This is a genomic window from Jannaschia sp. Os4 (assembly GCF_016820245.1).
In the GTDB taxonomy this organism is placed as follows: domain Bacteria; phylum Pseudomonadota; class Alphaproteobacteria; order Rhodobacterales; family Rhodobacteraceae; genus Jannaschia.
In genome coordinates, this window is record NZ_JAFCAR010000002.1 from 144,325 (window position 1) to 170,525 (window position 26,201).

Annotated in this window: 23 protein-coding genes and 1 tRNA gene; 13 read left to right on the forward strand and 11 right to left on the reverse strand. The window is 71.6% G+C overall.

Annotated elements, in window-relative coordinates; genetic code table 11:
• Nucleotides 1-19: 19 nt before the first annotated feature.
• Complete coding sequence (dnaK, locus tag JQC91_RS04770) at nucleotides 20-1,933, reverse strand: molecular chaperone DnaK (protein ID WP_203285650.1); 1,914 nt, start codon at nucleotides 1,931-1,933, stop codon at nucleotides 20-22.
• Nucleotides 1,934-2,116: 183 nt separating this feature from the next.
• On the opposite strand from dnaK, the gene JQC91_RS04775 reads away from it, so the two are divergent.
• On the forward strand, nucleotides 2,117-2,689 hold the full coding sequence (locus JQC91_RS04775) for an alpha-ketoglutarate-dependent dioxygenase AlkB (RefSeq protein ID WP_238941326.1): 573 nt from the start codon (nucleotides 2,117-2,119) through the stop codon (nucleotides 2,687-2,689).
• A 9-nt stretch (nucleotides 2,690-2,698) separates the two neighbouring features.
• On the opposite strand, the gene JQC91_RS04780 is transcribed toward JQC91_RS04775, so the two are convergent.
• Nucleotides 2,699-3,325, reverse strand: coding sequence for a hypothetical protein (locus JQC91_RS04780; RefSeq protein WP_203285652.1), 627 nt, complete (start codon nucleotides 3,323-3,325; stop codon nucleotides 2,699-2,701).
• Between the two features lie 16 nt (nucleotides 3,326-3,341).
• Entirely contained in the window at nucleotides 3,342-4,163 is an 822-nt protein-coding gene (locus JQC91_RS04785) for an ABC transporter permease (RefSeq protein ID WP_203285653.1), read from the reverse strand.
• 134 nt (nucleotides 4,164-4,297) lie between these two features.
• Here JQC91_RS04785 and cysQ point away from each other — a divergent pair, with 134 nt between their 5' ends.
• The 6 genes from cysQ (at nucleotide 4,298) to JQC91_RS04815 (ending at nucleotide 11,181) form a co-directional block, all read left to right on the forward strand.
• Complete coding sequence (gene cysQ, locus JQC91_RS04790; protein WP_203285654.1) at nucleotides 4,298-5,095, forward strand: 3'(2'),5'-bisphosphate nucleotidase CysQ; 798 nt, start codon at nucleotides 4,298-4,300, stop codon at nucleotides 5,093-5,095.
• A gap of 1 nt (nucleotide 5,096) precedes the next feature.
• Nucleotides 5,097-5,996: a UTP--glucose-1-phosphate uridylyltransferase gene (locus JQC91_RS04795; protein ID WP_203285655.1), complete on the forward strand. Its 900-nt coding sequence runs from the start codon at nucleotides 5,097-5,099 to the stop codon at nucleotides 5,994-5,996.
• Nucleotides 5,993-7,006, forward strand: coding sequence for a glycosyltransferase family 2 protein (locus JQC91_RS04800; RefSeq protein WP_203285656.1), 1,014 nt, complete (start codon nucleotides 5,993-5,995; stop codon nucleotides 7,004-7,006). Before JQC91_RS04795 ends, JQC91_RS04800 begins: the two co-directional genes overlap by 4 nt.
• A gap of 118 nt (nucleotides 7,007-7,124) precedes the next feature.
• Nucleotides 7,125-8,132 (forward strand): glycosyltransferase family 2 protein, encoded by a 1,008-nt coding sequence (locus tag JQC91_RS04805; protein WP_203285657.1) that lies wholly within the window; start codon nucleotides 7,125-7,127, stop codon nucleotides 8,130-8,132.
• Entirely contained in the window at nucleotides 8,129-9,823 is a 1,695-nt protein-coding gene (locus JQC91_RS04810; RefSeq protein WP_203285658.1) for a beta-1,6-N-acetylglucosaminyltransferase, read from the forward strand. Before JQC91_RS04805 ends, JQC91_RS04810 begins: the two co-directional genes overlap by 4 nt.
• Nucleotides 9,820-11,181 carry a nodulation protein NodH gene (locus JQC91_RS04815; protein WP_203285659.1) on the forward strand — a complete coding sequence of 454 codons (1,362 nt, stop codon included), beginning with the start codon at nucleotides 9,820-9,822 and terminating at the stop codon, nucleotides 11,179-11,181. Before JQC91_RS04810 ends, JQC91_RS04815 begins: the two co-directional genes overlap by 4 nt.
• On the opposite strand, the gene JQC91_RS04820 is transcribed toward JQC91_RS04815, so the two are convergent.
• The 7 genes from JQC91_RS04820 to JQC91_RS04850 form a co-directional block, all read right to left on the reverse strand.
• On the reverse strand, nucleotides 11,178-11,642 hold the full coding sequence (locus JQC91_RS04820; protein ID WP_203285660.1) for a PTS sugar transporter subunit IIA: 465 nt from the start codon (nucleotides 11,640-11,642) through the stop codon (nucleotides 11,178-11,180). The genes JQC91_RS04815 and JQC91_RS04820 overlap by 4 nt on opposite strands.
• Nucleotides 11,643-11,683: 41 nt before the next feature.
• Entirely contained in the window at nucleotides 11,684-12,247 is a 564-nt protein-coding gene (raiA, locus tag JQC91_RS04825) for a ribosome-associated translation inhibitor RaiA (RefSeq protein ID WP_203285661.1), read from the reverse strand.
• 110 nt (nucleotides 12,248-12,357) lie between these two features.
• Nucleotides 12,358-13,104 carry an LPS export ABC transporter ATP-binding protein gene (lptB, locus tag JQC91_RS04830; RefSeq protein ID WP_203285662.1) on the reverse strand — a complete coding sequence of 249 codons (747 nt, stop codon included), beginning with the start codon at nucleotides 13,102-13,104 and terminating at the stop codon, nucleotides 12,358-12,360.
• On the reverse strand, nucleotides 13,101-13,577 hold the full coding sequence (gene lptA / locus JQC91_RS04835; RefSeq protein WP_203285663.1) for a lipopolysaccharide transport periplasmic protein LptA: 477 nt from the start codon (nucleotides 13,575-13,577) through the stop codon (nucleotides 13,101-13,103). Before lptA ends, lptB begins: the two co-directional genes overlap by 4 nt.
• The gene (gene lptC / locus JQC91_RS04840) at nucleotides 13,574-14,197 is read right to left on the reverse strand and encodes an LPS export ABC transporter periplasmic protein LptC (protein WP_203285664.1); all 624 of its coding nucleotides are present in this window, start codon (nucleotides 14,195-14,197) and stop codon (nucleotides 13,574-13,576) included. Before lptC ends, lptA begins: the two co-directional genes overlap by 4 nt.
• 17 nt (nucleotides 14,198-14,214) lie before the next feature.
• Nucleotides 14,215-14,838, reverse strand: a complete 624-nt coding sequence (locus tag JQC91_RS04845) for a ribonuclease D (RefSeq protein ID WP_203285665.1) — start codon at nucleotides 14,836-14,838, stop codon at nucleotides 14,215-14,217.
• Between the two features lie 62 nt (nucleotides 14,839-14,900).
• Nucleotides 14,901-14,987 (reverse strand) — tRNA-Leu (locus JQC91_RS04850).
• Between the two features lie 136 nt (nucleotides 14,988-15,123).
• On the opposite strand from JQC91_RS04850, the gene JQC91_RS04855 reads away from it, so the two are divergent.
• Nucleotides 15,124-16,110, forward strand: a complete 987-nt coding sequence (locus JQC91_RS04855) for a complex I NDUFA9 subunit family protein (protein ID WP_203285666.1) — start codon at nucleotides 15,124-15,126, stop codon at nucleotides 16,108-16,110.
• Between the two features lie 149 nt (nucleotides 16,111-16,259).
• A complete protein-coding gene (locus JQC91_RS04860; RefSeq protein WP_203285667.1) occupies nucleotides 16,260-17,621 on the forward strand; it encodes an MATE family efflux transporter in 1,362 nt (453 codons plus the stop codon).
• Here the strand turns inward: JQC91_RS04860 and JQC91_RS04865 are convergent.
• Entirely contained in the window at nucleotides 17,612-18,412 is an 801-nt protein-coding gene (locus tag JQC91_RS04865; protein WP_203285668.1) for an undecaprenyl-diphosphate phosphatase, read from the reverse strand. The genes JQC91_RS04860 and JQC91_RS04865 overlap by 10 nt on opposite strands.
• A 271-nt stretch (nucleotides 18,413-18,683) precedes the next feature.
• On the opposite strand from JQC91_RS04865, the gene JQC91_RS04870 reads away from it, so the two are divergent.
• The 4 genes from JQC91_RS04870 to gltB all read left to right on the forward strand — a co-directional run bounded on the left by JQC91_RS04870 (nucleotide 18,684) and on the right by gltB (nucleotide 26,116).
• Nucleotides 18,684-20,162, forward strand: coding sequence for an NAD(P)-dependent oxidoreductase (locus JQC91_RS04870; RefSeq protein WP_203285669.1), 1,479 nt, complete (start codon nucleotides 18,684-18,686; stop codon nucleotides 20,160-20,162).
• 88 nt (nucleotides 20,163-20,250) lie between these two features.
• Nucleotides 20,251-20,664 (forward strand): GFA family protein, encoded by a 414-nt coding sequence (locus JQC91_RS04875; protein ID WP_203285670.1) that lies wholly within the window; start codon nucleotides 20,251-20,253, stop codon nucleotides 20,662-20,664.
• 200 nt (nucleotides 20,665-20,864) lie between these two features.
• Entirely contained in the window at nucleotides 20,865-21,569 is a 705-nt protein-coding gene (locus tag JQC91_RS04880; protein ID WP_203285671.1) for a hypothetical protein, read from the forward strand.
• Nucleotides 21,570-21,625: 56 nt separating this feature from the next.
• A complete protein-coding gene (gene gltB, locus JQC91_RS04885) occupies nucleotides 21,626-26,116 on the forward strand; it encodes a glutamate synthase large subunit (RefSeq protein WP_238941342.1) in 4,491 nt (1,496 codons plus the stop codon).
• Nucleotides 26,117-26,201: the final 85 nt, after the last annotated feature.

Genomic DNA, 26,201 nt, shown 5'->3' on the forward strand with positions numbered 1-26,201 from the left:
TCTGGGGTGTCCCGACGGATCAGCCCGCCTTGCGGTCGCTGTCGTCGAGATCCTCGAAGTCGGCGTCGAGGATCTCGTCGTCCGACCCGCCCTCGGGGGCCTCGCCGTCCTCCGACGGGGCCTCCGACGCGGCCTGCGCCTTGTAGATCGCCTCGCCCAGCTTCATCGCGGCCTCGGACACGTTCTGGATGCCCGACTTGATCTTGCCCGCGTCATCGCCCTGGAGCGTCTCCTCCAGCGCGGAGACGGCCAGCTCGATCGCCTCGACCGTGGACGGGTCGACCTTGTCGCCATGCTCCTCCAGCGACTTGCGCGTGGAGTGCACGAGGCTCTCGCCTTGGTTCTTCACGTCGACCAGCTCGCGCCGCGCCTTGTCGGCGTCCGCGTTCTCCTCGGCCTCGCGCACCATCCGCTCGATGTCCTCGTCGCTCAGGCCGCCCGAGGCTTGGATGGTGATCTTCTGCTCCTTGCCGGTGCCCTTGTCCTTGGCCTGCACGGAGACGATGCCGTTGGCGTCGATGTCGAAGGTCACCTCGATCTGCGGCATGCCGCGCGGCGCGGGCGGGATGTCCTCCAGGTTGAACTGGCCCAGCATCTTGTTGTCCGCCGCCATCTCGCGCTCGCCTTGGAAGACGCGGATGGTCACCGCCGACTGGTTGTCCTCGGCGGTCGAGAAGACCTGGGACTTCTTGGTCGGGATCGTGGTGTTGCGGTCGATCAGCCGGGTGAACACGCCGCCCAGCGTCTCGATGCCAAGCGACAGCGGCGTCACGTCGAGCAGCACCACGTCCTTCACGTCGCCCTGCAGGACGCCCGCCTGGATGGCCGCGCCCATGGCGACGACCTCGTCGGGGTTCACGCCCTTGTGCGGCTCCTTGCCGAAGAACTTGGTCACCTCCTCGATGACCTTCGGCATCCGCGTCATGCCGCCGACGAGCACCACCTCGTCGATCTCGTCCTTGGAGACGCCCGCGTCCTTGAGCGCGGCGGCGCAGGGCTTGAGCGACTGCTTGATGAGGTCGCCCACGAGGCTCTCGAGCTTCGCGCGGGTGAGCTTCATCACCATGTGCAGCGGCTGGCCGTTGGAGCCCATCGAGATGAACGGCTGGTTGATCTCGGTCTGCTGGGACGAGGACAGCTCGATCTTGGCCTTCTCCGCCGCCTCCTTGAGGCGCTGGAGGGCCATCTTGTCCTCGCGCAGATCGGTGCCGTGCTCCTTTTTGAACTCCTCGGCGAGGTAGTTCACGATCCGCATGTCGAAGTCCTCGCCGCCGAGGAACGTGTCCCCGTTGGTCGACTTCACCTCGAACAGGCCGTCGTCGATCTCGAGGATGGACACGTCGAACGTGCCGCCGCCGAGGTCGTAGACCGCGATGGTGCGTGAGTCGCCCTTGTCGAGCCCGTAGGCCAGCGCGGCGGCCGTCGGCTCGTTGATGATGCGCAGCACTTCCAGACCGGCGATCTTGCCGGCGTCCTTGGTGGCTTGGCGCTGGGCGTCGTTGAAGTAGGCGGGCACGGTGATGACCGCCTGCGTCACGTCCTCGCCGAGATAGGACTCGGCGGTCTCCTTCATCTTCTGGAGGATGAGCGCGGAGACCTGCGCGGGCGAGTACTTCTCGCCGCGGATCTCGACCCACGCATCCCCGGACTGGGAGACGACGTTGAAGGGCAGGTTCTTGGCGTCCTTGGCCAGATGCTCGTCGTCGAAGCGACGGCCGATCAGGCGCTTGATGCCGAAGACGGTGTTCTCGGGGTTGGTGACGGCCTGCCGCTTGGCGGGCTGTCCGACGAGCTTCTCGCTCTCGGTGTAGCCGACGATGGAGGGCGTCGTGCGCGCCCCTTCGGCGTTCTCGATCACGCGCGGCTGGCTGCCGTCCATGATCGCGACGCAGGAGTTCGTCGTGCCGAGGTCGATGCCGATGACTTTGGCCATATTATCCTCTCTGGCGATGGCTGCGGCGTCCGGTCCCGGAGGCCCCGATCCGCCTGATCCCACTGTCGTCCGGAGGCGATCTCCGGGCTGCGGCGTCATATAGGAAGGGCCATTTTCGCTCGCAAGGACGTGATGACGATTCAGACCACAAGGGGAGAGCCCTTGGAAATCAGGGGATTCCGGATGTGGCCCGGATACCTCGACCGCGCCGCCCAAGAGGCCATGGTGGGCGACCTCCGGGCCGTGATCGCCGCCGCCCCGCTTGTGCGCCCGGTGACGCGGCGCGGACAGGCGCTGTCGGTGCGGATGACCTCGGCCGGGGAGGTCGGCTGGGTCAGCGACCGGCGCGGCTACCGCTACGAGGACCGGCACCCCTCGGGCGTCGCGTGGCCGCCGATCCCGGCCAGCGTGCGGGCGGTGTGGGACGCGGTGGCGCCGGGGGCCGCGGCCCCGGATTCGTGCCTGGTCAACTGGTACGCGCCGGACGCGCGGATGGGGATGCACCAGGATCGGGACGAGGCGGACCTCGGGCAGCCCGTGGTGTCCATCTCGCTGGGCGACGACGCGCGGTTCCGGATCGGGAACGTCGAGCGGGGCGGCCCGACGCAGAGCGTGGTCCTCCGCTCGGGGGACGTGGTCGTGATGGGCGGGGCGGCGCGGCTCCGGCACCACGGGATCGACCTGATCGTGCCGGGCACGGGCGACCTGCTCGGGGCGCCGGGGCGGATCAACGTGACGCTCCGGGTCGCCCGCTAGCGCGCCCCGTCACCGCGCGATCGAGCAGCACCCCGCCAGCGCGCGGGGCGCGCCGCCATCCTCCACGAGCAGCGTGCCCTCGATCCCGTAGACCGTGTCCGCCATGCCGTCGGAGCAGTGGGGCGGCCCGTAGACGGCGCGGGTGAAGAGGGTCAGGCGGCTGTCCCCCTCCGCGCCGGACCAGACCTGCACGCGGCGGTCGCTCAGGGTGAGGAAGGGGCCCTCCAGCGGCACGCCCACCTCCCTGTCCGTGCCGAGGTCGCGCAGGATCATCCGTCCGCGCAGCAGCGTCACGTCCCAGAACGGCTCGGCCCCGAAGCACCGGGTCAGCGGGACGACGGCGCCGAGGTAGCTGTCCGGATGGCGCCGCAGGTAGCGCAGCGACACGTAACCCGCCTGCTCGCCCACGTTCACGATCCCCCACCTGTCGTCCGCGGCGGCGGGGCCGATCACCTCGATCCCGGTGGCGTCCGGGGCGAACTCCGCGATAACGGGGTGGGACGCCCCCGGCCCCGCGCGGACGTTCAGGACGTCGCCCGCCGCCACGCCCGTCACGTCGTGCAGCGCGGGCCATCCGTCCTGCGTGGCGAGGGCGGGCGAGGCGAGCAGGGCGAGGAGCAGGAGGAGGGTGCGCATGGCCGCCCTTACCACGTCACCGGCTGGCGAACCACGACAGCGAGGCGCGGCGGCGGGTGTAGAACTCGCCCATCAGCCCGATCAGCAGCAGCGCGAGGGCCAGAAGGATCGGATAGACCCAGTTGGTGTGATGCGGGTTGTAGTTCACGAACACGTAGCCGCGCGCCTGGTCGATCGTGTGGAAGAGCGGGTTCCACGACAGCGACGCGATCAGCCATCCCGGCATCATGTTGACGACGAACATCTTGCCCGAGGCCAGCATGTTCACCCGGCTGTAGATCGACGAGCCCAGCGAGGTGACGTTCGGCGCCCACGGCTTGAGGGCGTAGAACACCGTGCCGATGGCCACGCCGGAGAACCACGACAGCAGCAGCATCATCATCGCGCCCACCGGGTCGTCGATGACGACGGGGTTCAGCATCGTGTGGACCGCGAACAGGATCAGCAGGATCGACAGCACCTGGATGTAGAGCGCCGACAGCGCGGCCGAGCCGATCGCGACCAAGGTGTTCATGGGCGCGTGCTTCATCATCTGCGAGGCCGGGCCGTCGGCCCCCGCGACCGCGCCCATCGCCTTGATGTGCGTCATGAACAGGAACACGCCCGACAGCAGGTAGAGGACGAAGTCCCCCCGGATCGCCGCCCGGCGCATGTCGAGCAGCGTGAAGAAGAAGTAGAACGCCGCGACGAGGATCACGGTCTGCATCATCGCCATGCCGAGCGCGAGCAGCGCGTTGCCGTGGCTCTTGCGGGTCTGGCGCGCGGCCCCGTGGAAGATCAGCGTCGCCATGCGGCCCGCGACCTCCAGCCCGGAGCGGGGGGTGCGCTGTTCGAACATGGGCGTCTCCCCTCCTCTCGGGCGCGAGCGCGTGGCGTTCCCTTGCCGTGGCGGGGGGCCGCCCCCATAAGCGCCCCACCTTACCGGCGGAGCGCCCGCGCTCCAACCGGGCCGATCCGACACGGGGTATCGCCTTGGATTACGACAAGATGATGGTCGAACTTCGGGCCCTCGCCGTGCTCGCGGGGCGCAAGATCATGGAGATCTACGAGTCGGACGACTTCGACGTCCGCGCCAAGTCCGACGACAGCCCCGTGACGGCGGCCGACGAGGCGGCGGACGCGATCATCGCGCAGGGCCTGCGCGCGGCCTTCCCCGACGCGGCCATCGTCACCGAGGAGCAGGCCGCCACCCACGCCGAGACGGCGCGCGACTTCTTCATCGTGGACCCGCTCGACGGCACGAAGGAGTTCGTGCAGCGGCGCGGCGACTTCACCGTCAACATCGCGTGGGTCGAGGGCGGCGTCCCCGTCCGCGGCGTGGTCTACGCCCCGGCGCGCGGACGGATGTTCCTGACCGACGCCGCCGGCGTCTCGCGCGAGGAGACGGGGCCCTTCGATCCCGACCGCATGGGCGCGACGACGCCCATCACGGTGCGGACCCCGGACGAGTCGGCGCTCCTCGTGGTCGCCTCCAAGTCCCACCGCGACGCGGCCACGGACGCCTACATCGCGAAGTACGCCGTCGCCGACAGCCGCGCGGCGGGCTCGTCGCTGAAGTTCTGCCTCGTCGCCACCGGCGAGGCCGACCTCTACCCCCGCCTCGGGCGCACCATGGAGTGGGACACCGCCGCGGGCGACGCGGTGCTGCGCGGCGCGGGGGGCCACGTCGTGCGCTTCGACGACCACGCGCCGCTGCGCTACGGCAAGCCCGGATTCGAGAACCCGTTCTTCATCGCCCACGCCCCCGGCGTGACCCTTCAGGAGGGCTGACATGACGCGCCGCGTGACCAAGGCGATCTTCCCCGTGGCCGGGATGGGGACGCGCTTCCTGCCCGCCACCAAGTCGGTCCCCAAGGAGATCATGACCCTCGTGGACCGCCCGCTGATCCAGTACGCGATCGACGAGGCGCGGGCCGCCGGGATCGAGGACTTCATCTTCGTGACGTCCAAGGGGAAGTCCGCGCTGGAGGACTACTTCGACACGTCGCCCGAACTGGAGGCGACGCTGGAGCGGAAGGGCAAGGACGACCTGCTCGGCGCCCTGCGCGCGACCAACATGGAATCGGGCGCCATCTCCTACATGCGCCAGAACGAGGCGCTGGGCCTCGGCCACGCCGTGTGGTGCGCGCGCAAGCTGCTCGGCGACGAGCCCTTCGCGGTGATCCTGCCCGACGACGTGATCGCGGCCGACACGCCCTGCCTCGAGCAGATGGTCGACGCGCACGAGGGGACGGGCGGCTCGATGGTCGCCGCGATGGAGGTGCCGGAGGCGGCGACCTCGTCCTACGGCATCCTCGACCTCGCCGAGGGCGACCCGGACGCGCGCGCCCGTAAGGTGCGCGGCATGGTCGAGAAGCCCGCGCCGGGGACCGCGCCGTCGCGGCTGGCGGTGATCGGGCGCTACATCCTGACCCCCGCCGTGATGCGGCACCTCGACGAGAAGAAGGCCGGGGCCGGCGGCGAGATCCAGCTCACGGACGCCATCGCCCGCGAGATCGACGGGCCGGAGGGCGTGCATTCCTTCCGCTTCGAGGGGCAGCGTTTCGACTGCGGCTCCAAGGCCGGGTTCCTGCAGGCGACGGTGGCGTTCGGGCTGCAGCGGCCCGACCTGCGCGACGAGCTGCGCGGCTTCCTGCACGACGTGATCGCGATGGAGGAGGCCGCCGAGTGAGCCTCCGCGCGGCGCTGCGCCAGCGCTGGCGGCGTCGGCGGCTGCTCTGGCGGGCGCTCCGGGCGCGGCACGCCCTCGACCCGGTCCGCGTGGACGTGCCCCGCGGCGGCATCCTAGGGGCCTTGGTGGTGCGCGACGAGGCCGAGCGCCTGCCGTGGTGCCTCGCCCATCACCGGGCGCTGGGGGTGGGGCATTTCCTCGTCGTGGACAACGGCTCGACGGACGGCACGGCCGCGTGGCTGTCGGACCAGCCGGACGTCTCCCTGTGGCGGACGGACTCCGCCTACCGCGAGAGCCGGTTCGGGCTGGACTGGACCAACTGGCTGCTGACGCGCTGGGGCGCGGGGCGGTGGTGCCTGACGCTGGACGCGGACGAGGCGCTGGTCGTCCCGCATCACGGCGAGCGGGGGCTGGCGGCGCTCTGCGCCCATCTCGACGCGACCGGGCGGCGGGCCTTCGGGGCGCTGATGCTGGAGCTCTATCCCGAGGGGCCGGTCGGGGCCGGGGCCTACGCGCCCGGCACGCCGTTCGAGGACGCGCTGCCGTGGTTCGACGCCGGGGGCTACCGCGCGGTGCGCCAGCCGGGGGCGCGGAACCTCTGGCTGCAGGGCGGCCCGCGCGACCGGGCGTTCTGGGCCCACGCGCCGGAGCGGGCGCCCACGCTCAACAAGCTGCCGCTCGTCCGGTGGCGCCGGGGCGACGTCTATCTCAACTCGACCCATTCCATGCTGCCGCCGCGCCGCAACCTCGCCTATGACGGGCCGCCCGCCGTCTCGGGCGAGGCGCGGCCCTGCGGGGTGCTGCTCCACGCGAAGTTCCTGCCCTCCATCGCGGCCAAGTCGGCGGAGGAGCTGGAGCGCCGCCAGCATTTCGGCGACCCCGACCTGCACGCGCCCTACCACCGCGCGCTGACGGACGGGCCGGTGCTCTGGCACGACGGCGCGACCCGCTACGAGGGCTGGCGGCAACTGGAGCGGCTGGGGCTGATGACGCGCGGCGACTGGGCCTGATCCGAGGGGCCCGCCGCAATCTCGCCCCACCCCGGTCGCGCGGGGCGGGCATCCATCGTAGAAACGATTCCCGTGCCCCGACGGGATTGGCCACAGACACGAGCCGGAGACGCCTCTCATGGGCATCCTCTCCTCCTACCAGATGCGCATCCGCCGTCGGCGGCACTGCCTGCGCGCGCGGCGCAAGTCGCGCGAGCTGCGCGCCGTGGTGGACCGGACGGGGACGATCCGGCGCGGCGCGATCCTCGCCATGACGACGCTCCGCAACGAGCGGGTGCGCCTGCCCTTCTTCCTCGACTACCACCGCCGCCTCGGGGTCGGGCACTTCCTGATGGTGGACAACGGGTCCGACGACGGCAGCGCCGACTACCTGCGCGAGCAGCCGGACGTCTCGCTGTGGCGGACGGGCGCCTCCTACAAGGCCAGCCGGTTCGGCATGGACTGGCTGAACTGGCTGGGGCACCGGCACTGCCACGGGCACTGGACCCTCACGGTCGATCCCGACGAGTTCCTCGTCTTCCCGTTCTGCGACGTCCGCCCGCTCAAGGCGCTGACGGACTGGCTGGACGGCTCGAACGTCCGGTCCTTCGGGGCGATGCTGCTCGACATGTATCCCAAGGGCCCGATCGACGCGCAGCCCTACCGCGAGGGCGACGACCCCTTCGAGATCGCCGCGTGGTTCGACGGCGGCAACTACATGATCGAACGGAACGCCACCTACGGGAACCTGTGGATCCAAGGCGGGCCGCGCGCGCGGGCCTTCTTCGCGGACCGCCCCAAGGACGCGCCCGCGCTGAACAAGACGCCGCTGGTCAGGTGGCGGCGCGGATACGCCTACCTGTCCTCGACCCACACGCTGCTGCCGCGGGGCCTGAACCAGACCTACGACCGGACGGGCGGCGAGAAGGCGACGGGGGTGCTGCTCCACGCCAAGTTCCTCGACACGCTGGGCGCGAAGGCCACCGAGGAGATGGAGCGCGGGCAGCACTACCGCTCCTCGACCGAGTACCGCGCCTATGCCGAGCGGGGGGGCGGCCTCGACCTGTGGACGGAGTGGTCGGAGCGCTACGTGAACTGGCGGCAGCTCGAGATCCTCGGCCTGATGTCCAAGGGGAACTGGGCATGAGCCTCGGCATCCTGATGATGGTCCACACCGCGTTCGGGCGGGCCGCGCAGGTCGCGCGCCACTTCGCCGAGCGGGGCTGCCCCGTGGTGATCCACGTCGACCGCCGCGTGCGCGCCAAGGTGGTCAAGGGGTTCCGCCAGTCGCTCTACGGCGCCGGGGACGTCCACTTCACCCCCCGCGTCCGGGTCGAATGGGGCGCGTGGTCGATGGTCGAGGCGACCCAGATCGCCGCCGAGGAGATGCTCGCCCGCCATCCCGAGGTGCGCCACGTGATGCTCGCGTCGGGCTCCTGCCTGCCACTGCGCCCCGTCTCCGAGCTGATCGACTATCTCGACGCCCATCCCGACACGGACTTCATCGAGTCGGTCACGACCGAGCAGGTGACGTGGACCATCGACGGCTTGGAGGAGGAGCGGTTCACCCTGCGCTTCCCGTTCTCGTGGCGGCGGCACCGGCGGCTCTTCGACGGCTACGTGAGGCTGCAGCGCCGCATCGGGTTCGAGCGGCGCGTCCCCGCGGGGATCGAGCCGCACCTCGGCAGCCAGTGGTGGTGCCTGACCGCCGACACGCTGCGCGCCATCCTCGAGGATCCGGACCGGCCCGCGCACGACGCCTACTTTCGGCACGTCTGGATCCCCGACGAGAGCTACTTCCAGACGCTCGCCCGGGGGCGGTCCCACCGCATCGACAGCCGGTCCCTCACGCTCTCGAAGTTCGACGTGGGCGGCAAGCCGCACGTGTTCTACGACGACCACCTGCATCTGCTGCGGCGCAGCGACTGCTTCATGGCCCGCAAGATCTGGCCGGGGGCCGATCTGCTGTACGAAACGTTCCTTTCCCCCTCCGCGGAGCGTACGAAACGTACGGAACCCGACCCCGGCAAGATCGACCGCGTCTTCGCGCGCGCCAACGCGCGGCGGGCGCACGGTCGGCCCGGCCTCTACAACCAAGGGCGGTTCCCGCACTGGGGCTGGGAGGGGCGGCGCACCGCGGCCCGCTACACGGTGCTGTCGGGGTTCGACGACCTGTTCGAGGACTTCCCCGCGTGGTTCGCCAAGCGCGCCGGCGGGCGCGTCCACGGCCACCTCTACCACCCCGACCGCGTCGAGTTCGCGGGTGGCGAGCGCCTCGTGCGCGGCAACCTCACCGACGACGCGCGGCTGCGGGATCATCGGCCGGAGCAGTTCCTCTTCAACCTGCTCTGGTCCACCCGGGGCGAGCGGCAGACCTTCCTCTTCGGCCCCGGCGACAGGCAGCGCGTGGCCGATATGATGATGGGCGACCCCGACGCGACCTTCGGGATGGTGACCGGCGCGTGGATCGTCCCGCTCCTGCGCTCGGGGCGTCCGTTCCCCGAGGTGCAGGCCGAGGCGGCGCGGCTGCAGCGGGCGGAGATGCGGCTGATCGAGATGTCCAAGGCGCGCTGGGCCCGGGCGCGGGTGCTGTCGTGGTCGCTGGCCGAGCTCGTGACCGCGCCGATGGACCGGCTGCAGGCGCTGCTCGACGAGGTGGCGCCGCGCGACCGGGCCCAGCCGACGGAGGCGCCGGTGATGCACGGCCTCGACGGGCTGCCGGACCTCCTGCGCCGCCTGCGCGACAACGGGGTCAAGCCGGTCGTGATGGGGGATCTCCGCCAGATCGAGCGCGGGCCGACCGCGACGATGCCCACCCTGCGTCCGGCCGCGGGATGAGCTTCCGCGGCTTCGTCCTGTTCGCGGAGATGCGGACCGGCTCCAACCACTTGGAGGAGTCGCTCGGCACGCTGCCCGACGTCACCGGCCACGGCGAGGCGTTCAACCCCGTCTTCCTCGGGGCGCACAACCGGACGGAGCTCCACGGGATCGACATGGCGGCGCGGGACGCGGACCCCGTGCCGCTGCTCCGCGCGATCCTCGACGCGCCGGGGATCACCGGCTTCCGCTTCTTCCACGACCACGACCCGCGCGTCCTCGACCCGGTGCTGCGCGACCGGACGGTCGCCAAGGTGATCCTGTCGCGCAACGCGGTGGACAGCTACGTGAGCCTGCGGATCGCCTCGGAGACGGGGCAGTGGCGGCTGACCAACCCGAAGATGGCGAAGGACGCGAAGGTCGCCTTCGACGGCGGGGCGTTCGACGAGATGCTGGCCCGGCAGGCGGCGTTCCGGGGGCGGGTGCACCGGACGCTGCAGGAGACGGGGCAGGCGCCGTTCCTGATAGACTACGCCGACATCGGGGACGTGGACGTGGTGAACGGGGTGGCGGCCTTCCTCGGCTCGGCCCACCGGCTGGACGCCCTGCCGGGACGGCTCAAGCGGCAGAACCCCGGCGGGCTGGAGGACAAGCTCACCAACCACGGGGAGATGGTCGAGCACGTCGCGGGGCTCGACCCGTTCGAGCTGCACGGCCTGCCGGGGATGGACCCGCTGCGCGGCCCGTCCGTGCCGTCCATGCTCGCGGCGGCGGCCTCGCCCCTGCTCGTGCTCCCGCTGCCGGGCGGGCCGGACCTGCGCGGCTGGCTGGAGGCGCTGGACGGGACGGCGCCGCGGGACGGGCTGAACCAGCGGGACCTGCGGGCGTGGCTGCGGTCGAACAAGGCGTTCGAGGCGCTGGCCGTCCCGCGCCATCCGCTGCTGCGGGCATGGCACCTGTTCGAGGCGCGGCTCGTGCCCGCCAAGGGCGGCGCGATACAGGCGGTGCGGCAGGTCCTCGCGCGTCATCACGGGGTCGAGTGGGGCGCCGGCATGGACGAGCGGTCGGCCTTCGCGGCCTTCCTGCGGTTCCTGCGCGACAACCTCGGCGGACGGTCCGGCCTGCCGGTGGACGCGCTCTGGGCGAGCCAGACGGCCACGCTGCAGGGGATGGCGTCGGTCATGATGCCCACGCGGGTGGTCCCGGAGGACCGGATGGCCGACGAGCTGGAGGCGCTCGCCGCGCGGCTGGGACGCCCCGCGCCGCCGCGCCCCGCGGTGCCGGGCCTGCCGGACTGGGTCGACGACGAGGTCGCCGGGCTGGCCGTCGAGGCCTACCGGCGGGACTACCTGTCGTTCGGGTTCCGCAAGCGGCCCTAGGCCGCCTCGGAGGCCTGCGCCTCGGTCAGGATCGTGTGCAGCACCTGCGCGTCGCCGTTGGCGCGCAGCTTGGCGCAGATGCCGGGGTCGCGCAGCGTCCGCGACACGAGGGCCAGCGCCTTGAGGTGCGCCACGCCGGCGCCCTCGGGCGCCAGCAGCGCGAAGACGAGGTCGACCGGCTTGCGGTCCGGCGCGTCGAAGTCGAGCGGCGTCTCCAGCCGCAGGAAGACCCCGCGGACGTGGTCCAGCCCGTCGAGCCTCGCGTGCGGGAGGGCGACGCCGCCGCCGACGCCGGTCGGCCCGAGCGACTCGCGCTCGCTCAAGGCGGCGAACACCTCCGGTTCGGGGATGCCATAGGTGCCGGACGCCGTTTCCGCGATCTCGCAGAAGAGCCGCTTCTTGCTGGCCGCCTTGTGCGACAGCCGAACGGCCCGGAGGTCCAGAATCTCCGCAAGATTCATGTGCCTGTTCCTCGTCCTCGCCGTCTGCGCGGCGTGTCTGCTCAGGGCGCGGGGTCGATCCAGCCGACGTTTCCGTCGTCCCGCCGGTAGACCACGTTGAGCGCGCCCCCCTTCTCGTTCCTGAAGACGAGCGCCGGGGCGCCCGCCAACTCCATCTGCATCACCGCTTCGCCGACGGACAGGGACGGCAAGCGCGTCTCGGTCTCCGCGACGATGACGGGCTGGAGCGTCTCCGGCTCCTCTCCCCCGTCCTCGGGCGCGAGGATATAGGAGGACGCCCCCTCGGACGCAATGGGCGTGGACCGGGCGGCGTGATGGTCCTTCAGGCGCCGCTTGTAGCGGCGCATCTGCTTCTCCATCTTCTCGGTGCAGGCGTCGAAGGCGGCGTAGATCTCGCCCGCCCGCCCGGTCGCAGCGACGTTCATCCCGGTCGACATGTGCACCACGGATTCGCAGACGAACTCGTGCCCCGACTTGGAGAAGACCACCTGCGCGTCCGTCGGTCGCCGGGCGTACTTGTCGAGGACGGCCTCCAGCGCCGTCTTCACGTGGCCTTGCAGGGCCTGCCCGATGTCGATGTGCTTGCCGGTGATCTGGGTGCGCATGACGCCTCCGTCCTGAATGGTCGAGCCCATAGGATGCCCCCGGCGGGGGGCGGCGGGTCAAGGCAAATCGGACGGATGCCGCCGCCGGGCGCCTTTGCGGGCCGCGTCCGTCAGGAGAAGCTGTCGCCGAGGTAGACGCGGCGCACGTTGTCGTCGGCGACCACCTCGTCCGGGGTGCCCGACATCAGGACCGTGCCGTCGTGCAGGATGTAGGCGCGATCGACGATCTGCAGGGTCTCGCGGACGTTGTGGTCGGTGATGAGGACGCCGATGCCCCGCTCGGTCAGGTCCGCGACCAGCCCGCGGATGTCGCCGACCGAGATCGGGTCCACGCCGGCGAAGGGCTCGTCCAGCAGCAGGTAGCGCGGGTTCGCCGCGAGGCAGCGCGCGATCTCGACGCGCCGCCGCTCGCCCCCGGAGAGGGCCAACGCGTTGGCCTGGCGGAGGTGGCCGATGTCGAAGCCCGCGAGGAGGTCGTCGAGGCGCTGGCGGCGGCGGGCGCGCTTGGGCTCGGACACCTCGAGGATGGCCATGATGTTCTGCTCGACCGTCAGGCCCCGGAAGATCGACATCTCCTGGGGCAGGTATCCGATCCCCGCGCGGGCGCGCCGGAACATCGGCAGCTGCGACACGTCGCGCCCGTCGAGCGTGACCTGCCCCCCGTCGGGCCGCACCAGCCCCGCGATGGCATAGAAGGTCGTCGTCTTGCCCGATCCGTTCGGGCCGAGCAGCGCCACCACCTCGCCGCGCGCGAGGTCCATGGACACGTCGCGGATGACGGGGCGCTTGCGATAGGACTTCTTGAGGCCGCGCACGCGCAGCCCGCCGGACCCCTCGATGGCCGAGAGCGCGCTCACGGCTGCAGGGTGGTCCGCACGCGGCCGGTCACCGTGCCGGCCCCCGAGTCGAGGTCCACCGACAGCCGGTCGCCCGCGAGCACGGCCCCGTCCTGGGTCACGAGCACGTCGCCGGCCATGTCGATCGTCCCCGAGCCGAGGCGGTAGGTCGCCGACGCGCCCTCGGCGGCGTCGTCGCCCGCGACGATCACCACGTCGCCCGTCGCCTCGATCCGGTCGATCTGCCGCTCCCCGCCCTCCGGGGTGGCGTAGAACACCTCGACCCGGTCCGCCGAGAGGCGCATCTCGTCCTGCGACACGACCACGTTGCCGGTCAGGACCGCTTGGCCCGAGGCTTGGTCCACCTCGAGGGAGTCCGCCGCGACCTCCACGGGGGCGCCGCGGTCGAACTGGCCCGCGCCGAAGCCCACGGCGGCGGTCTGGGCGAGGGCCGGGGCCGCCAGCAGGGCGAGCGGGACGAGGATGCGGATCATGGGCGCTCCGATGCGGACGGCGGCGGGGGGAGGGGCGGTGTCGACAGAGGGAGATATAGCAGCTCGACGCCGTCGGTGAACAGGAGGCGCTGGCCGCGCGGCGTCTCGGTCAGGCGCATGGCCCCCGCCCGCAGCCGCCCGAGGGGGCCGTCGCCCTCGACCCGGCCGGGCGCGCGCAGGTCCAGCCGCTCGAGCGATCCCTCCATGCGCTGCGTGCGCAGGTCGTAGCCGTCGGCGGTGCCGAGGCGCACGTCGCCCTCCATCGTGACGGTGCGGTCCCCCGTGTCCACGATCGTCCCGTCGGCCCGCACCGCCGCCCGGCCCGCCGCGCCGTCGAGGACGAGGAAGGTCCGGTCCGCCGAGAGGCGCTGCGGACGCTCCGGATCGGGCCGCGCCGCGTCGGAGGTGAGCCGGTAGGGCGTGCCGGCCGAGGTCACGCCCGCCACGCGGGGCTTGGTCAGCTGCTGGTCGCGGGCGCGCTCGGAGACGTCGAAGGTCGCGTAGGGGAGCGCGTCGTCCGGATCGACGGTCCGCGCCAGCAGGAACAGCGACGACAGGAGCCCCAGCGCGATCAGGGGCAGGACGATCCGCAGCGCGGCGACGATTCTCGTGCGGTCCATGGGGCGGGTCCGGTCCCTCAGGAATGCGCGAAGATGTCCGTCTCGGGATAGCCGACCAGGTCGAGCCGCGCCCGCATCGGCAGGAAGTCCCAGCACGCCTGCGCCATCTCCATCCGGCCCTCGCGGACCAGCATCTCCTCCAGCTTGGGCTTGAGCGCGTGGAGGTGGAGCACGTCGGAGGCGGCATAGGCCATCTGCGCCTCGGACAGGTCGGCGGCGCCCCAGTCGGAGGTCTGCTGCATCTTCGAGATGTCGACGCCCAGCATCTCGTGGAGCAGCGCCTTGAGGCCGTGGCGGTCGGTGTAGGTCCGCACCAGCCGCGACGCGATCTTGGAGCACCAGACCGGCGTCGCCAGCGCCCCGAAGGCGTGGAACATCGCGGCGATGTCGAAGCGCCCGTAGTGGAACAGCTTGAGCACGCCCTCGTCGCGCAGCAGCGCCTCGAGGTTGGGGGCCGAGGACTGGCCGCGGGCGACCCGCACGAGATGCGCGGTGCCGTCCCCCGCCGAGAGCTGCACGAGGCAGAGGCGGTCGCGGTGCGGGTTCAGGCCCATCGTCTCGCAGTCGATGGCGACGGAGGCGCCGAAGGAGAGGCCGTCGGGCAGGTCGCCCTCGTAGAGCGTGATGGACGGTTGGCTCATGGACGACCCCTCTAACGCACGAACGCCCGGTCCGCGAGGGACCGGGCGTTCGGTGATACCCGTGGTGCCCAGGAGAGGACTCGAACCTCCACGTCCATACGGACACTGGCACCTGAAGCCAGCGCGTCTACCAATTCCGCCACCTGGGCGGCCCACGGTGGGGCGGCGCTTACCGGCGGTGCGATGGCCCGTCAATACGGGGACGGGGGGATATTTCGCGCGTCCCTTGCCGGGTGTCGTGGCGCGGTCTATCCCGCCCGTCGACCGGACCGGAGGACGACCCACATGCAACGGCTCTGCACCATCTTCGGCGGCTCGGGCTTCGTGGGCCGCTACGTCGCCCGCCGCCTCGCCAAGCGGGGCTGGCGCGTCCGCGTGGCCGTGCGCCGCCCGAACGAGGCGCTGTTCGTGCGCACCTACGGATCGGTGGGGCAGGTGGAGCCGGTCTTCGCCAACATCCGCGACGACGCCTCGGTGCGGGCGGCGCTGATGGGGGCGGACGCGGTGGTGAACTGCGTCGGGATCCTGTCGGAGGACGGGCGCAACACCTTCTCCGCGGTGCAGGCCGACGGCGCCGCGCGCGTGGCGCGCATCGCCGCCGAGCTTGGGCTGGAGCGCTTGGTCCAGATCAGCGCGATCGGCGCGGACGCCGGGGCGGAGGCCGACTACTCCCGCACCAAGGCGGAGGGCGAGGCCGCCGTCCTGCGCCACACGCCGCAGGCGACGATCCTGCGGCCCTCCATCGTGTTCGGCCCCGAGGACCGGTTCTTCAACCGCTTCGCGGGCATGGCCAAGGGCATCCCGGTCATCCCGCTGGTCGGCGGGGACACCCGGTTCCAGCCGGTCTACGTCGACGACGTCGCCGCCTGCGCCGCGCGCGCGGTCGACGGCGTCGCGGCGCCCGGCATCTACGAGCTCGGCGGACCGGAGGCGATGACCTTCCGCGAGCTGATGCGGACGATGCTGCGGGTCATCCGCCGCCGCGCGCTCCTCCTGCCGGTGCCGTTCTGGGCGGCGTCGCTGATAGGGTTCGGCCTCGACCTCGCGCAGACGGCGACGTTCGGGCTGTTCCACAACGGCGTGCTGACCGCCGACCAGGTGAGGAACCTGAAGCGCGACAACGTGGCGACCGGCGCCCATCCGGGGCTGGAGGCGTTCGGGGTCGAGCCCTCGGCGCTGGAGCCGATCCTCGACGACTACCTCTGGCGGTTCCGCCCCTCGGGGCAGTACGCGGAGATCAAGGAATCGGCGCGGCACCTGCGGGGGTCGTGACCCCCCGCTCCCGCGGCCCGTCGCGGCGCCGCGCCGCCTAACCGGGGCGGAGGTCGTGCGCCCGGTCGCGCGGGGCCGGCTGCCACCCCCTCGCGCGCTACCGCACCATCGCGCCCGGAACGCCTCGTCCCGCGCCCCGGTTGACGTGCATGTCCAAGTCCAGCCTCAACGCCCTCTCCGTCCCCCGCGCCCTGCTCAAGGTCGCCGGACCGATGGTCGTCGGAATCCTCGCCGTCCTGTCCGTCGGCCTCGTGGACGCCTTCTTCCTCGGGCGGCTGGGGGGCGACCCGCTGGCGGCGGTGGGGTTCATCTTCCCCGTGACGATGGCCATCGGCTCGCTCTCCATCGGCCTCTCGGCGGGGGCGAACGCGGTCATCAGCCAAGCCATCGGGCAGGATCGCGACGACGACTGCATCACCCGCATGGGCCTGCACGCCGTGGGCCTCGGCGTCGTTTTCGCCGTCCTCGCGGCGATGGCGTTCTTCTTCCTCGACGCGTGGCTGCTCGGCCTGATCGGGGCCGAGGGCGGCCCTCTGGAGGAGGCGCTGACCTACACGCCGTGGTGGTGCCTCTCCTTCCCGTTCCTCGTCACCCTGATGCAGTGCGGCGCGATCTTCCGCGCCCACGGCGAGGGGACGACGGCGGCGGGGGTCATGGTGGCCTCGGCGGTCGTCAACATCGCGTCCACGCCCGTGCTGATCTTCGGCCTCGGCCCCCTGCCCGAGATGGGCACCGCGGGCGCGGCGGCGGCGACGTTCCTCGCGCAGTCGCTGGCCGCGATGCTCTCGCTGACGATCGCGTGGCGGAAGGGCTTCCTCGCGCCGTGCGACGACGTCTGGGCCGAGCTGGGCGCGAACGCCCGCAGCATCGGCGGCGTGGGCGGCCCCGCGGCGCTTTCGAACGCGATCAACCCGGCGGGCATGGCGGTGGTGACGGGGGCCGTGGCCTCCGTGGGGGCGGCCTATGTCGGCGGGTTCGGCGCGGCGACCCGCGTCGAGAGCCTCGCCATGGTGCCGATGCTCGCGCTGTCGGCCGGGATCGGCCCCGTCGTCGGGCAGGCGTGGGGGGCGGAGGACCACGACCGCGCCCGGGAGGCGCTGAGGACCTGCCTGCTGATCTGCGTGGGCTACGGGCTGGCCGTGGCGCTCGCCCTGACCTTCGCCGCCGGACCCATCGCCACGCTCTTCTCCGAGGACGAGACCTCGCGGCAGGCGACCGCGACCTACCTGCGGATCGCGGCATGGTCCTTCTTCGCCTACGGCATCCTCGTCGTCGGCAACGCGGCCCTCAACGCCATCAGCCGGGCCGGCCTGTCGATGACGGTCTCCATCCTGCGGGTGGCCGCGATCTACGCGCCGCTCGCGTGGCTGGGGGTGACGCTGTTCGGCTATGCCGGGATCGTGGGCGCCACCGTGGTCGCGAACGTGGCGGCGGCGGGGATGATCGTGGTCGCGGCGCGGCGCTCCGGCCTGATGGCGTCGGGCGGCGACGCGGTCCCGGCTCAGGCGTAGGCCCACCAAAGCAGGAACACGCCCAGCCCCATGCGGTAGATCACGTAGGGGGTGAAGCTGACCGAGCGGAGCAGGCGCATCATCAGGTGCAGCGCCGCGAGGGCGGCGACGAAGGAGAAGGCCGCGCCGATGGCCGCGTCGCGCATCAGGGGCCAGTTCGCCTCGGCCACGACGTCGCCCACGAGGATCGTGCCGGAGGCGAGGATCGTGGGGATCGACATCAGCATGGCGAGGCGCGCCGCCTCGTGGCGCTCGTAGCCCAGCATCCGCGCGCCGGTGATCGTGGTGCCCGAGCGGGAGGCGCCGGGGATCAGCGCGGCCGCCTGCCAGAGGCCGAAGACCAATGCATGCCTCGGGGACCAGTCGGCCTCGGTCCGGGTGGCGGGGCCGTAGCGGTCGAACGCCCAGAGCGCGATCCCGAAGGCCAGCGTGGCCCAGCCGATGACGGCGAGCGAGCGGAGGGCCTCCGCGCCGAGCAGCACCTTCACGGCGAGGCCCGCGATCACGATGGGGACCGTCGCGATCAGGAGGTTGAGCGCGAGGCGCTCGTCCGCGCCCCGTCCGCCCCGGAAGAGCCCGAGCGTGCCACGCGCGGCGCGGGCGACGTCGGTGCGGAAGTAGAGGATCACCGCGCCGAGGGTGCCGACGTGGACGGCGACGTCGAGGAACGTGCCTTGGTCCGGCAGGCCCGTGAGTTCGGGCACGAGGATCAGGTGGGCCGAGGACGAGACGGGGAGGAACTCGGTGACGCCTTGCACGACCGCGAGAATCAGCAGGTACCAGAGGGGCATCGGTCGCTCCGAATCGGGATCCGCGGGGCTTGTGGCCCGGAGGGCGACTCGGGGGAAGGGATGCGGTTTGGTCCGGATCGGACCTGTTGCATGGTGCGGGGAGATGGAGCGGCGGCCCGCCGCCGTCTTCGCATAATATTTAGGTCAGTATTGTTGCCCTATATCGCCTATGGGGGCTTCCCCATGGGGAAGGGGGGCGGTATGGGGGCGGCCTGAATGCCGGAGCGAGGGGTCCGAGGGGCCGGCCGGTGGGTGCCCGGGAGGTGAGACGATGGCGAATCCGATGCTGAAGTTCGTGAACGTGCCGCGGATCACGCCGGAGAAGCGGGACGCGCCCGACCGGACGGACGACTTCGGCGAGATCTACCGCGAGTTCGCCGCCGAGCGCGCCGCCGAGCAAGCCTCGCGCTGCTCGCAATGCGGGGTGCCCTACTGCCAGTCGCACTGCCCGCTGCACAACGACATCCCCGACTGGCTGCGCCTGACCGCCGAGGGGCGGCTGCGCGAGGCCTACGACCTGAGCCAGATGACCAACACCTTCCCCGAGATCTGCGGGCGCATCTGCCCGCAGGACCGGCTGTGCGAGGGCAACTGCGTCATCGAGCAGTCGGGCCACGGCACCGTCACCATCGGGGCGGTCGAGAAGTACATCACCGACACCGCCTTCGACGAGGGCTGGGTCCAGCCCATCGCGCCGAGCGTGGAGCGGGCGGAGTCGGTCGGCATCATCGGCGCAGGACCGGGCGGGCTGGCCGCCGCCGACATGCTGCGGCGCGCGGGCGTCCAGGTCACGGTCTACGACCGCTACGACCGGCCCGGCGGGCTGCTGTCCTACGGCATCCCCGGCTTCAAGCTGGAGAAGGAGGTCGTGGAGCGGCGCAACCGGCAGATGGCGGAGGGCGGCGTGGAGTTCGTCACCAACTGCGAGGTCGGTCGGGACGTCACCTTCGCCGACATCCGCGCTAAGCACGACGCGGTGATCGTCGCCACGGGCGTCTACAAGTCCCGCGAGCTGGGCGAGGAAGGCGCGGACGCGGACGGGGTGGTCAAGGCGATCGACTACCTGACCGCCTCGTCGAAGAAGTACTTCGGCGACGACGTGCCGGAGTTCGAGTCCGGCGAGCTGAACGCGGAGGGCAAGCGCGTGGTCGTCATCGGCGGCGGCGACACCGCGATGGACTGCGTCCGCACCGCGATCCGGCAGGGCGCGACCTCCGTGAAGTGCCTCTACCGCCGGGACCGGGCGAACATGCCGGGCTCCCAGCGGGAGGTGATGAACGCCGAGGAGGAGGGCGTCGAGTTCGTCTGGCTGACCGCGCCGGGCGGCTTCGTCACCGAGCAGGCCGTGCGCAACGCCGAGCTGGGGCAGGTGTCCGACGCGGCCACGGTCTCGGGCGTGCGCGTGCTGAAGATGCGGCTGGGCGAGGCGGACGCCACGGGGCGGCAGCGCCCCGAGGTGATCGAGGGGGCCGACTACGTCGAGGACGCGGACCTCGTCGTCAAGGCGCTGGGCTTCGAGCCCGAGGAGCTGCCGACGCTGTGGGACTGCCCCGAGCTGGAGGTGACGCGCTGGGGGACGATCCGCGCCGACTTCCGCACCCACGAGACGGGGCTGGAGGGCGTCTACGCGGTGGGCGACATCGTGCGCGGCGCCTCTCTGGTCGTCTGGGCGATCCGGGACGGGCGCGAGTGCGCCGAGGCGATCCTCGAGCGGTTCGCGGCCGGGTCCGCGGCGGTGGCGGCGGAGTGATGCCCGTCGCGCCCTCGGTGGGGGCAGGACCGGGGCTCCGCCCCGGACCCCGGGATATTTCGGCCAAGAAAGGGAGGGCGGGCGCGTGATGCGCGGTGCCTGCCTCTGCGGGGCCGTGACGGTGGAGGTGCGGGGCGACCATGCCGCGCAGGCCGCCGACCTGTCGGCCTGCCACTGCGATCCGTGCCGCCGCTGGGCGGGCGCGGTGCTGTGGGGGTTCGAGGCGGCGCGCGGCGACGTGGACGTGACGGGGGAGGTTGCGTCCTACGCCTCGTCGGAGTTCGCGGAGCGGGTGTGGTGCCCGGCCTGCGGGACGCAGCTGTGGTTCGCCGATCTGGACGGGCCGTACGAGCTGAACCCGGGGCTCTTCGAGGAGACGCGGGACTGGCCGCTGGCGCGGGTGGTCTATGCGGACCGGGCGGCGGCGCACGCGGAGATCGCGGGGGACCATGCCCGCCGGACCAAGGCCGAGTACGAGGCCACCGAGAGGCATGCCCCGTGACCGGCGCTGCGGAGAGCGAGCGTGCGGTCAAGCGGACGGTGCGGAGCCATGCGTTCGGCGCGTGCGGGCCGGTGGCGGGGCGGGCTGCGGCCCCCGCCGCAGGGGGGCATATGGCGTGCATCCCCCGTACACCCCCTGTACATACGGGCGTGCATACGTCCCGGTATGCGCGGGGCGCAATGGGTCAGGGGGGCTGACCCATGAAGCGGAGCCTTGACCTCATCCTGCGCGACGACCTGCTCGCGCTGCGCTGGCTGCCCGGGACGACGGGGCGGATGGTGGTGGTGTTCACGGGCCTGAAGCTGGGCGTCGGGGGCGGGCACCCGACGGAGTTCGCGGGCAGCGCCTCGCAGGACGGGGACGCGGTGCTGTTCGTCACGGACCGGACGTCGTCGTGGTACTCGGCCCCCGGCCTGTGGCGTAGGGTCGTGACGTGGGTGCGCTACGTCCGGCGGTCCGAGCGCATCCGCGAGGTGCTGTCCTTGGGCACCTCGATGGGGGGCTACGGGGCGATCCTGCTGGCCAAGCACCTGCCCGTCACGCGCGTCGTCGCCTTCAGCCCGCAGGTGACGCGGGACGACGCCGTGCTCGAGGACGCGCGGTGGCGCGCGCTGGAGCATCCGCTGCCGGAGCGCGACCTCGCCGCCGCCTGCGTGGACCGGACCGAGTACCTGCTGCTGGCCTCGGAGGGCTGCACCCTCGACCGGCGGCACATCGCGCGGATGCCGCGCACGCCGAACGTCCACCGGCTGCTGCTGCCGGGGCACCATCACAACGCGGCCGGACGGCTGAAGGCGGCGGGCCTCTTGGCCCCCGTCGTCGCCGCCTGCCTGAGCGGCGCGCGGGCCGAGGCCCGCCGCCTGATCGACACCGGGCTGCGGCCCGAAGCGGAGGCGCTGTCATGACTCAATCCCACGGTCCCCAAACCCAGCCCTGGTTCACGGATTTCGAGCGCGACGAGATGGCCCGCCGGGCCGCGACGGGCGGCCTGCACCATGCCGAGCACGAGCACGCGTCGTGCGGCGTGGGCCTGATCGTCGACATCAAGGGCCGCCGTTCGCGCAAGGTCGTGGAGGCGGGCATCGAGGCGCTGAAGGCCGTGTGGCACCGGGGCGCGGTGGACGCGGACGGCAAGACCGGCGACGGCGCGGGCATTCACGTGCAGATCCCCGTGGCCTTCTTCCGCGACCAGATCGAGCGGACGGGCCACGCGCCGCGCGACGAGCGGATCGCGGTGGGCATGGTGTTCCTGCCGCGCACGGATTTCGGCGCGCAGGAGGTGTGCCGCACGATCGTCGAGGCCGAGGTCCTGCGGATGGGGCATTCCATCTACGGCTGGCGCCACGTGCCGGTGAACATCGACGTGCTGGGCGAGAAGGCGAACGCGACGCGGCCCGAGATCGAGCAGATCCTGATCTCGAACGCGAAGGGGTTGTCGGAGGACGATTTCGAGCGGGAGCTCTACGTCATCCGGCGGCGGATCGAGAAGGCGGCCATCGCGGCGCAGGTGCCGGGGCTCTACCTCGCGTCGCTGTCCTGCCGGGGGGTGATCTACAAGGGGATGATGCTGGCCGAGCAGGTGGCGGAGTTCTACCCGGACCTGAAGGACGAGCGGTTCGAGAGCGCGTTCGCGATCTACCACCAGCGCTACTCGACCAACACCTTCCCGCAATGGTGGCTGGCGCAGCCGTTCCGGATGCTGGCGCACAACGGCGAGATCAACACGCTGAAGGGCAACGTGAACTGGATGCGGAGCCACGAGATCCGCATGGCGTCGGGCGCGTTCGGGGAGATGGCGGAGGACATCAAGCCGATCGTGCCGTCGGGGGCGAGCGACAGCGCCGCCTTGGACTCGGTGTTCGAGGTGCTCGTGCGGGCCGGGCGGATCGCGCCGATGGCGAAGACGATGCTGGTGCCCGAGGCGTGGTCCAACGCCGCGACCGAACTGCCCGAGGCGTGGCGGGACATGTACGCCTATTGCAACGCGGTGATGGAGCCGTGGGACGGGCCGGCCGCCTTGGCGATGACGGACGGGCGCTGGGTCTGCGGGGGGCTGGACCGGAACGGGCTGCGGCCGATGCGCTACGTGGTGTCGGGCGACGGACTGCTGATCGCGGGGTCGGAGGTGGGCATGGTGCCCACGGACGAGGCGACGGTGATCGAGAAGGGCGCTTTGGGGCCGGGGCAGCTGATCGCGGTGGACATGGAGGCGGGCAAGCTCTTCCACGACGCGGAGATCAAGGACGCGATGGCCGCCGACGCGCCGTTCGGGGACTGGGTCGAGAAGATCACCGACCTGGAGGAGGTCACGGGCGGCGTGACCGAGGCGGCGGTGCATTCCGGCGACGAGCTGCGCGCGCGGCAGGTGGCGGCGGGCTACACGATCGAGGAGCTGGAGCAGATCCTCGCGCCGATGGCGGCGGACGGGAAGGAGGTCGTGGTCTCGATGGGCGACGACACCCCGGCGGCGGTGCTGTCGGAGAAGTATCGCCCGCTGAGCCACTTCTTCCGGCAGAACTTCAGCCAGGTGACGAACCCGCCGATCGACTCGCTCCGCGAGTATCGGGTGATGAGCCTCAAGACGCGGTTCGGGAACCTGAAGAACGTGCTGGACCAGGATTCCAGCCAGACGGAGATCCTCGTCCTCGACAGCCCGTTCGTGGGCAACGCGCAGTTCCAAGCGATGTTCGACCACTTCGCGGAGTCGGTGACGACCATCGACTGTACCTTCGCGCGCGGCGAGGCGGGCGCGCTGCAGGCCGCGCTGACGCGGGTGCGGGCCGAGGCGGAGGACGCCGTGCGCTCGGGCGCGGGGCACATCGTGCTGACCGACCGGTTCCAGGACGCGGACAAGGTGGCGATGCCGATGATCCTCGCCACCAGCGCGGTGCATTCGTGGCTGACGCGCAAGGGGCTGCGGACGTTCTGCTCGCTCAACGTGCGCTCGGCGGAGTGCATCGACCCGCACTACTTCGCGGTGCTGATCGGCTGCGGGGCGACGACGGTGAACCCGTACCTGGCGCAGGACAGCCTCGCGGACCGCATCTCCAAGGGGCTGATCGACGGCAACCTGACGGAGGCTGTCGCGCGCTACCGCAAGGCGATCGACGCAGGCCTCCTGAAGATCATGTCCAAGATGGGCATCTCGGTCGTGTCCTCCTATCGCGGCGGGCTGAACTTCGAGGCCGTGGGCCTGAGCCGGGCGATGGTGACGGAGTATTTCCCCGGCATGCTGAGCCGCATCAGCGGCATCGGGGTGAACGGGCTGCAGCGGAAGGCCGAGGAGGTGCACGCGCAGGCGCATCGCGGGGCGTCGAACGTCCTGCCGATCGGCGGGTTCTACAAGGCGCGGCGGCGGGGCGAGACCCATGCGTGGGAGGCGCAGGGGATGCACATGCTGCAGGCCGCCTGCGACCGCTCCTCCTACGAGCTGTGGAAGCAGTACTCGACCAAGATGCAGGGCGGCGAGCCGATCCACCTGCGCGACCTCTTGGCGATCAAGCCCTTGGGCAAGTCGATCCCGCTGGAGGAGGTCGAGTCGATCACGTCCATCCGCAAGCGGTTCGTGACGCCGGGCATGTCGCTGGGCGCGCTGTCGCCTGAGGCGCACAAGCTCCTCAACGTGGCGATGAACCGGATCGGTGCGAAGTCGGACAGCGGCGAAGGTGGGGAGGACCCGGCGCACTTCGTGCCGGAGCCCAACGGCGACAACCCGTCGGCCAAGATCAAGCAGGTCGCGTCGGGGCGCTTCGGCGTGACGGCCGAGTACCTGAACCAGTGCGAGGAGCTGGAGATCAAGGTGGCCCAAGGGGCCAAGCCCGGCGAGGGCGGGCAGCTGCCGGGGATGAAGGTCACGGACCTGATCGCGCGGCTGCGCCACTCGACCAAGGGCGTGACGCTGATCTCGCCGCCGCCGCACCACGACATCTACTCGATCGAGGACCTCGCGCAGCTGATCTACGACCTCAAGCAGATCAACCCGCGGGCCAAGGTGACGGTGAAGCTGGTGGCCTCGTCGGGCGTCGGCACCATCGCGGCGGGCGTGGCGAAGGCGAAGGCCGACGTGATCCTGATCTCGGGCCACAACGGCGGTACCGGCGCATCGCCGGCCACGTCGATCAAGTACGCGGGCCTGCCGTGGGAGATGGGCCTGACCGAGGCGCATCAGGTGCTGGCGATGAACAACCTGCGGTCGCGCGTCACGCTGCGGACCGACGGGGGGCTTCGCACGGGCCGCGACATCGTGATGGCGGCGATGATGGGGGCCGAGGAGTACGGCATCGGGACCGCCGCGCTGATCGCGATGGGCTGCATCATGGTGCGGCAGTGCCAGTCGAACACCTGCCCGGTGGGCGTCTGCACCCAGGACGAGGGGCTGCGCGCCAAGTTCACGGGCACGGCGGACAAGGTGGTGAACCTGATCACCTTCTACGCCACCGAGGTGCGCGAGATCCTCGCGGAGATCGGGGCGCGCAGCCTCGACGACGTGATCGGGCGGGCGGACCTGCTGACGCAGGTGTCGCGCGGCTCGGCGCATCTGGACGACCTCGACCTGAACCCGCTGCTGATCACGGTGGACGGGGCGGAGCGGATCGAGTTCGATCGGGGCCGCCCGCGCAACGCTGTGCTCGACACGCTGGACGCGCAGATCGTGCAGGACGCGGACCGCTTCCTGTCGGAGGGCGAGAAGATGCAGCTCTCCTACGCGGTGCAGAACACGCACCGGACCGTGGGCACGCGGGTGTCGAGCCACATCGTCAAGCGGTTCGGGATGCGCAACTCGCTCCAGCCCGACCACCTGCACGTCAAGCTGACGGGCAGCGCGGGGCAGTCCTTGGGCGCCTTCGCGGCGCCGGGCCTCAAGCTGGAGGTGTCGGGCGACGCCAACGACTACGTGGGCAAGGGCCTGTCGGGGGGCACCATCGTGGTGCGCCCGCCGCAGGTCTCCCCGCTCAAGGCCGACGAGAACGTCATCATCGGCAACACGGTGCTGTATGGCGCGACGGACGGGTTCCTGTTCGCCGCCGGGCGCGCGGGCGAGCGGTTCGCGGTCCGCAACTCGGGGGCGTCGGTCGTGGTCGAGGGCTGCGGGTCGAACGGCTGCGAGTACATGACCGGGGGCGCGGCGGTGATCCTCGCGCGGATCGGGGCCAACTTCGGGGCGGGGATGACGGGCGGAATGGCCTATCTCCACGATCCCGAGGGCGCGGCGGCCCCGCTGATGAACCTCGAGACGCTGGTGACCGGGCCGGTCGCGGGGCCGCACTGGGAGGCGCAGCTGCGCGACCTCGTGGAGCGGCACGCCCACGAGACGGGCTCGCGCAAGGCGCGCGCGATCCTCGCCGACTGGGAGGCGGAGCGCGCCAACTTCGTGCAGGTCTGCCCGGTGGAGATGCTGGACAAGCTGCCCGCGCCGCTGGGCTGGGACGAGGTGGCGGTGCCGGCGGAGTGATCTTGGGGTCGGCCTGCTTGCGCAGGCCGACCCGCCGGGGCGGCCCGCCCGGCCCCCGGGAACAGGGGGCCAGGGACGGGGGGCG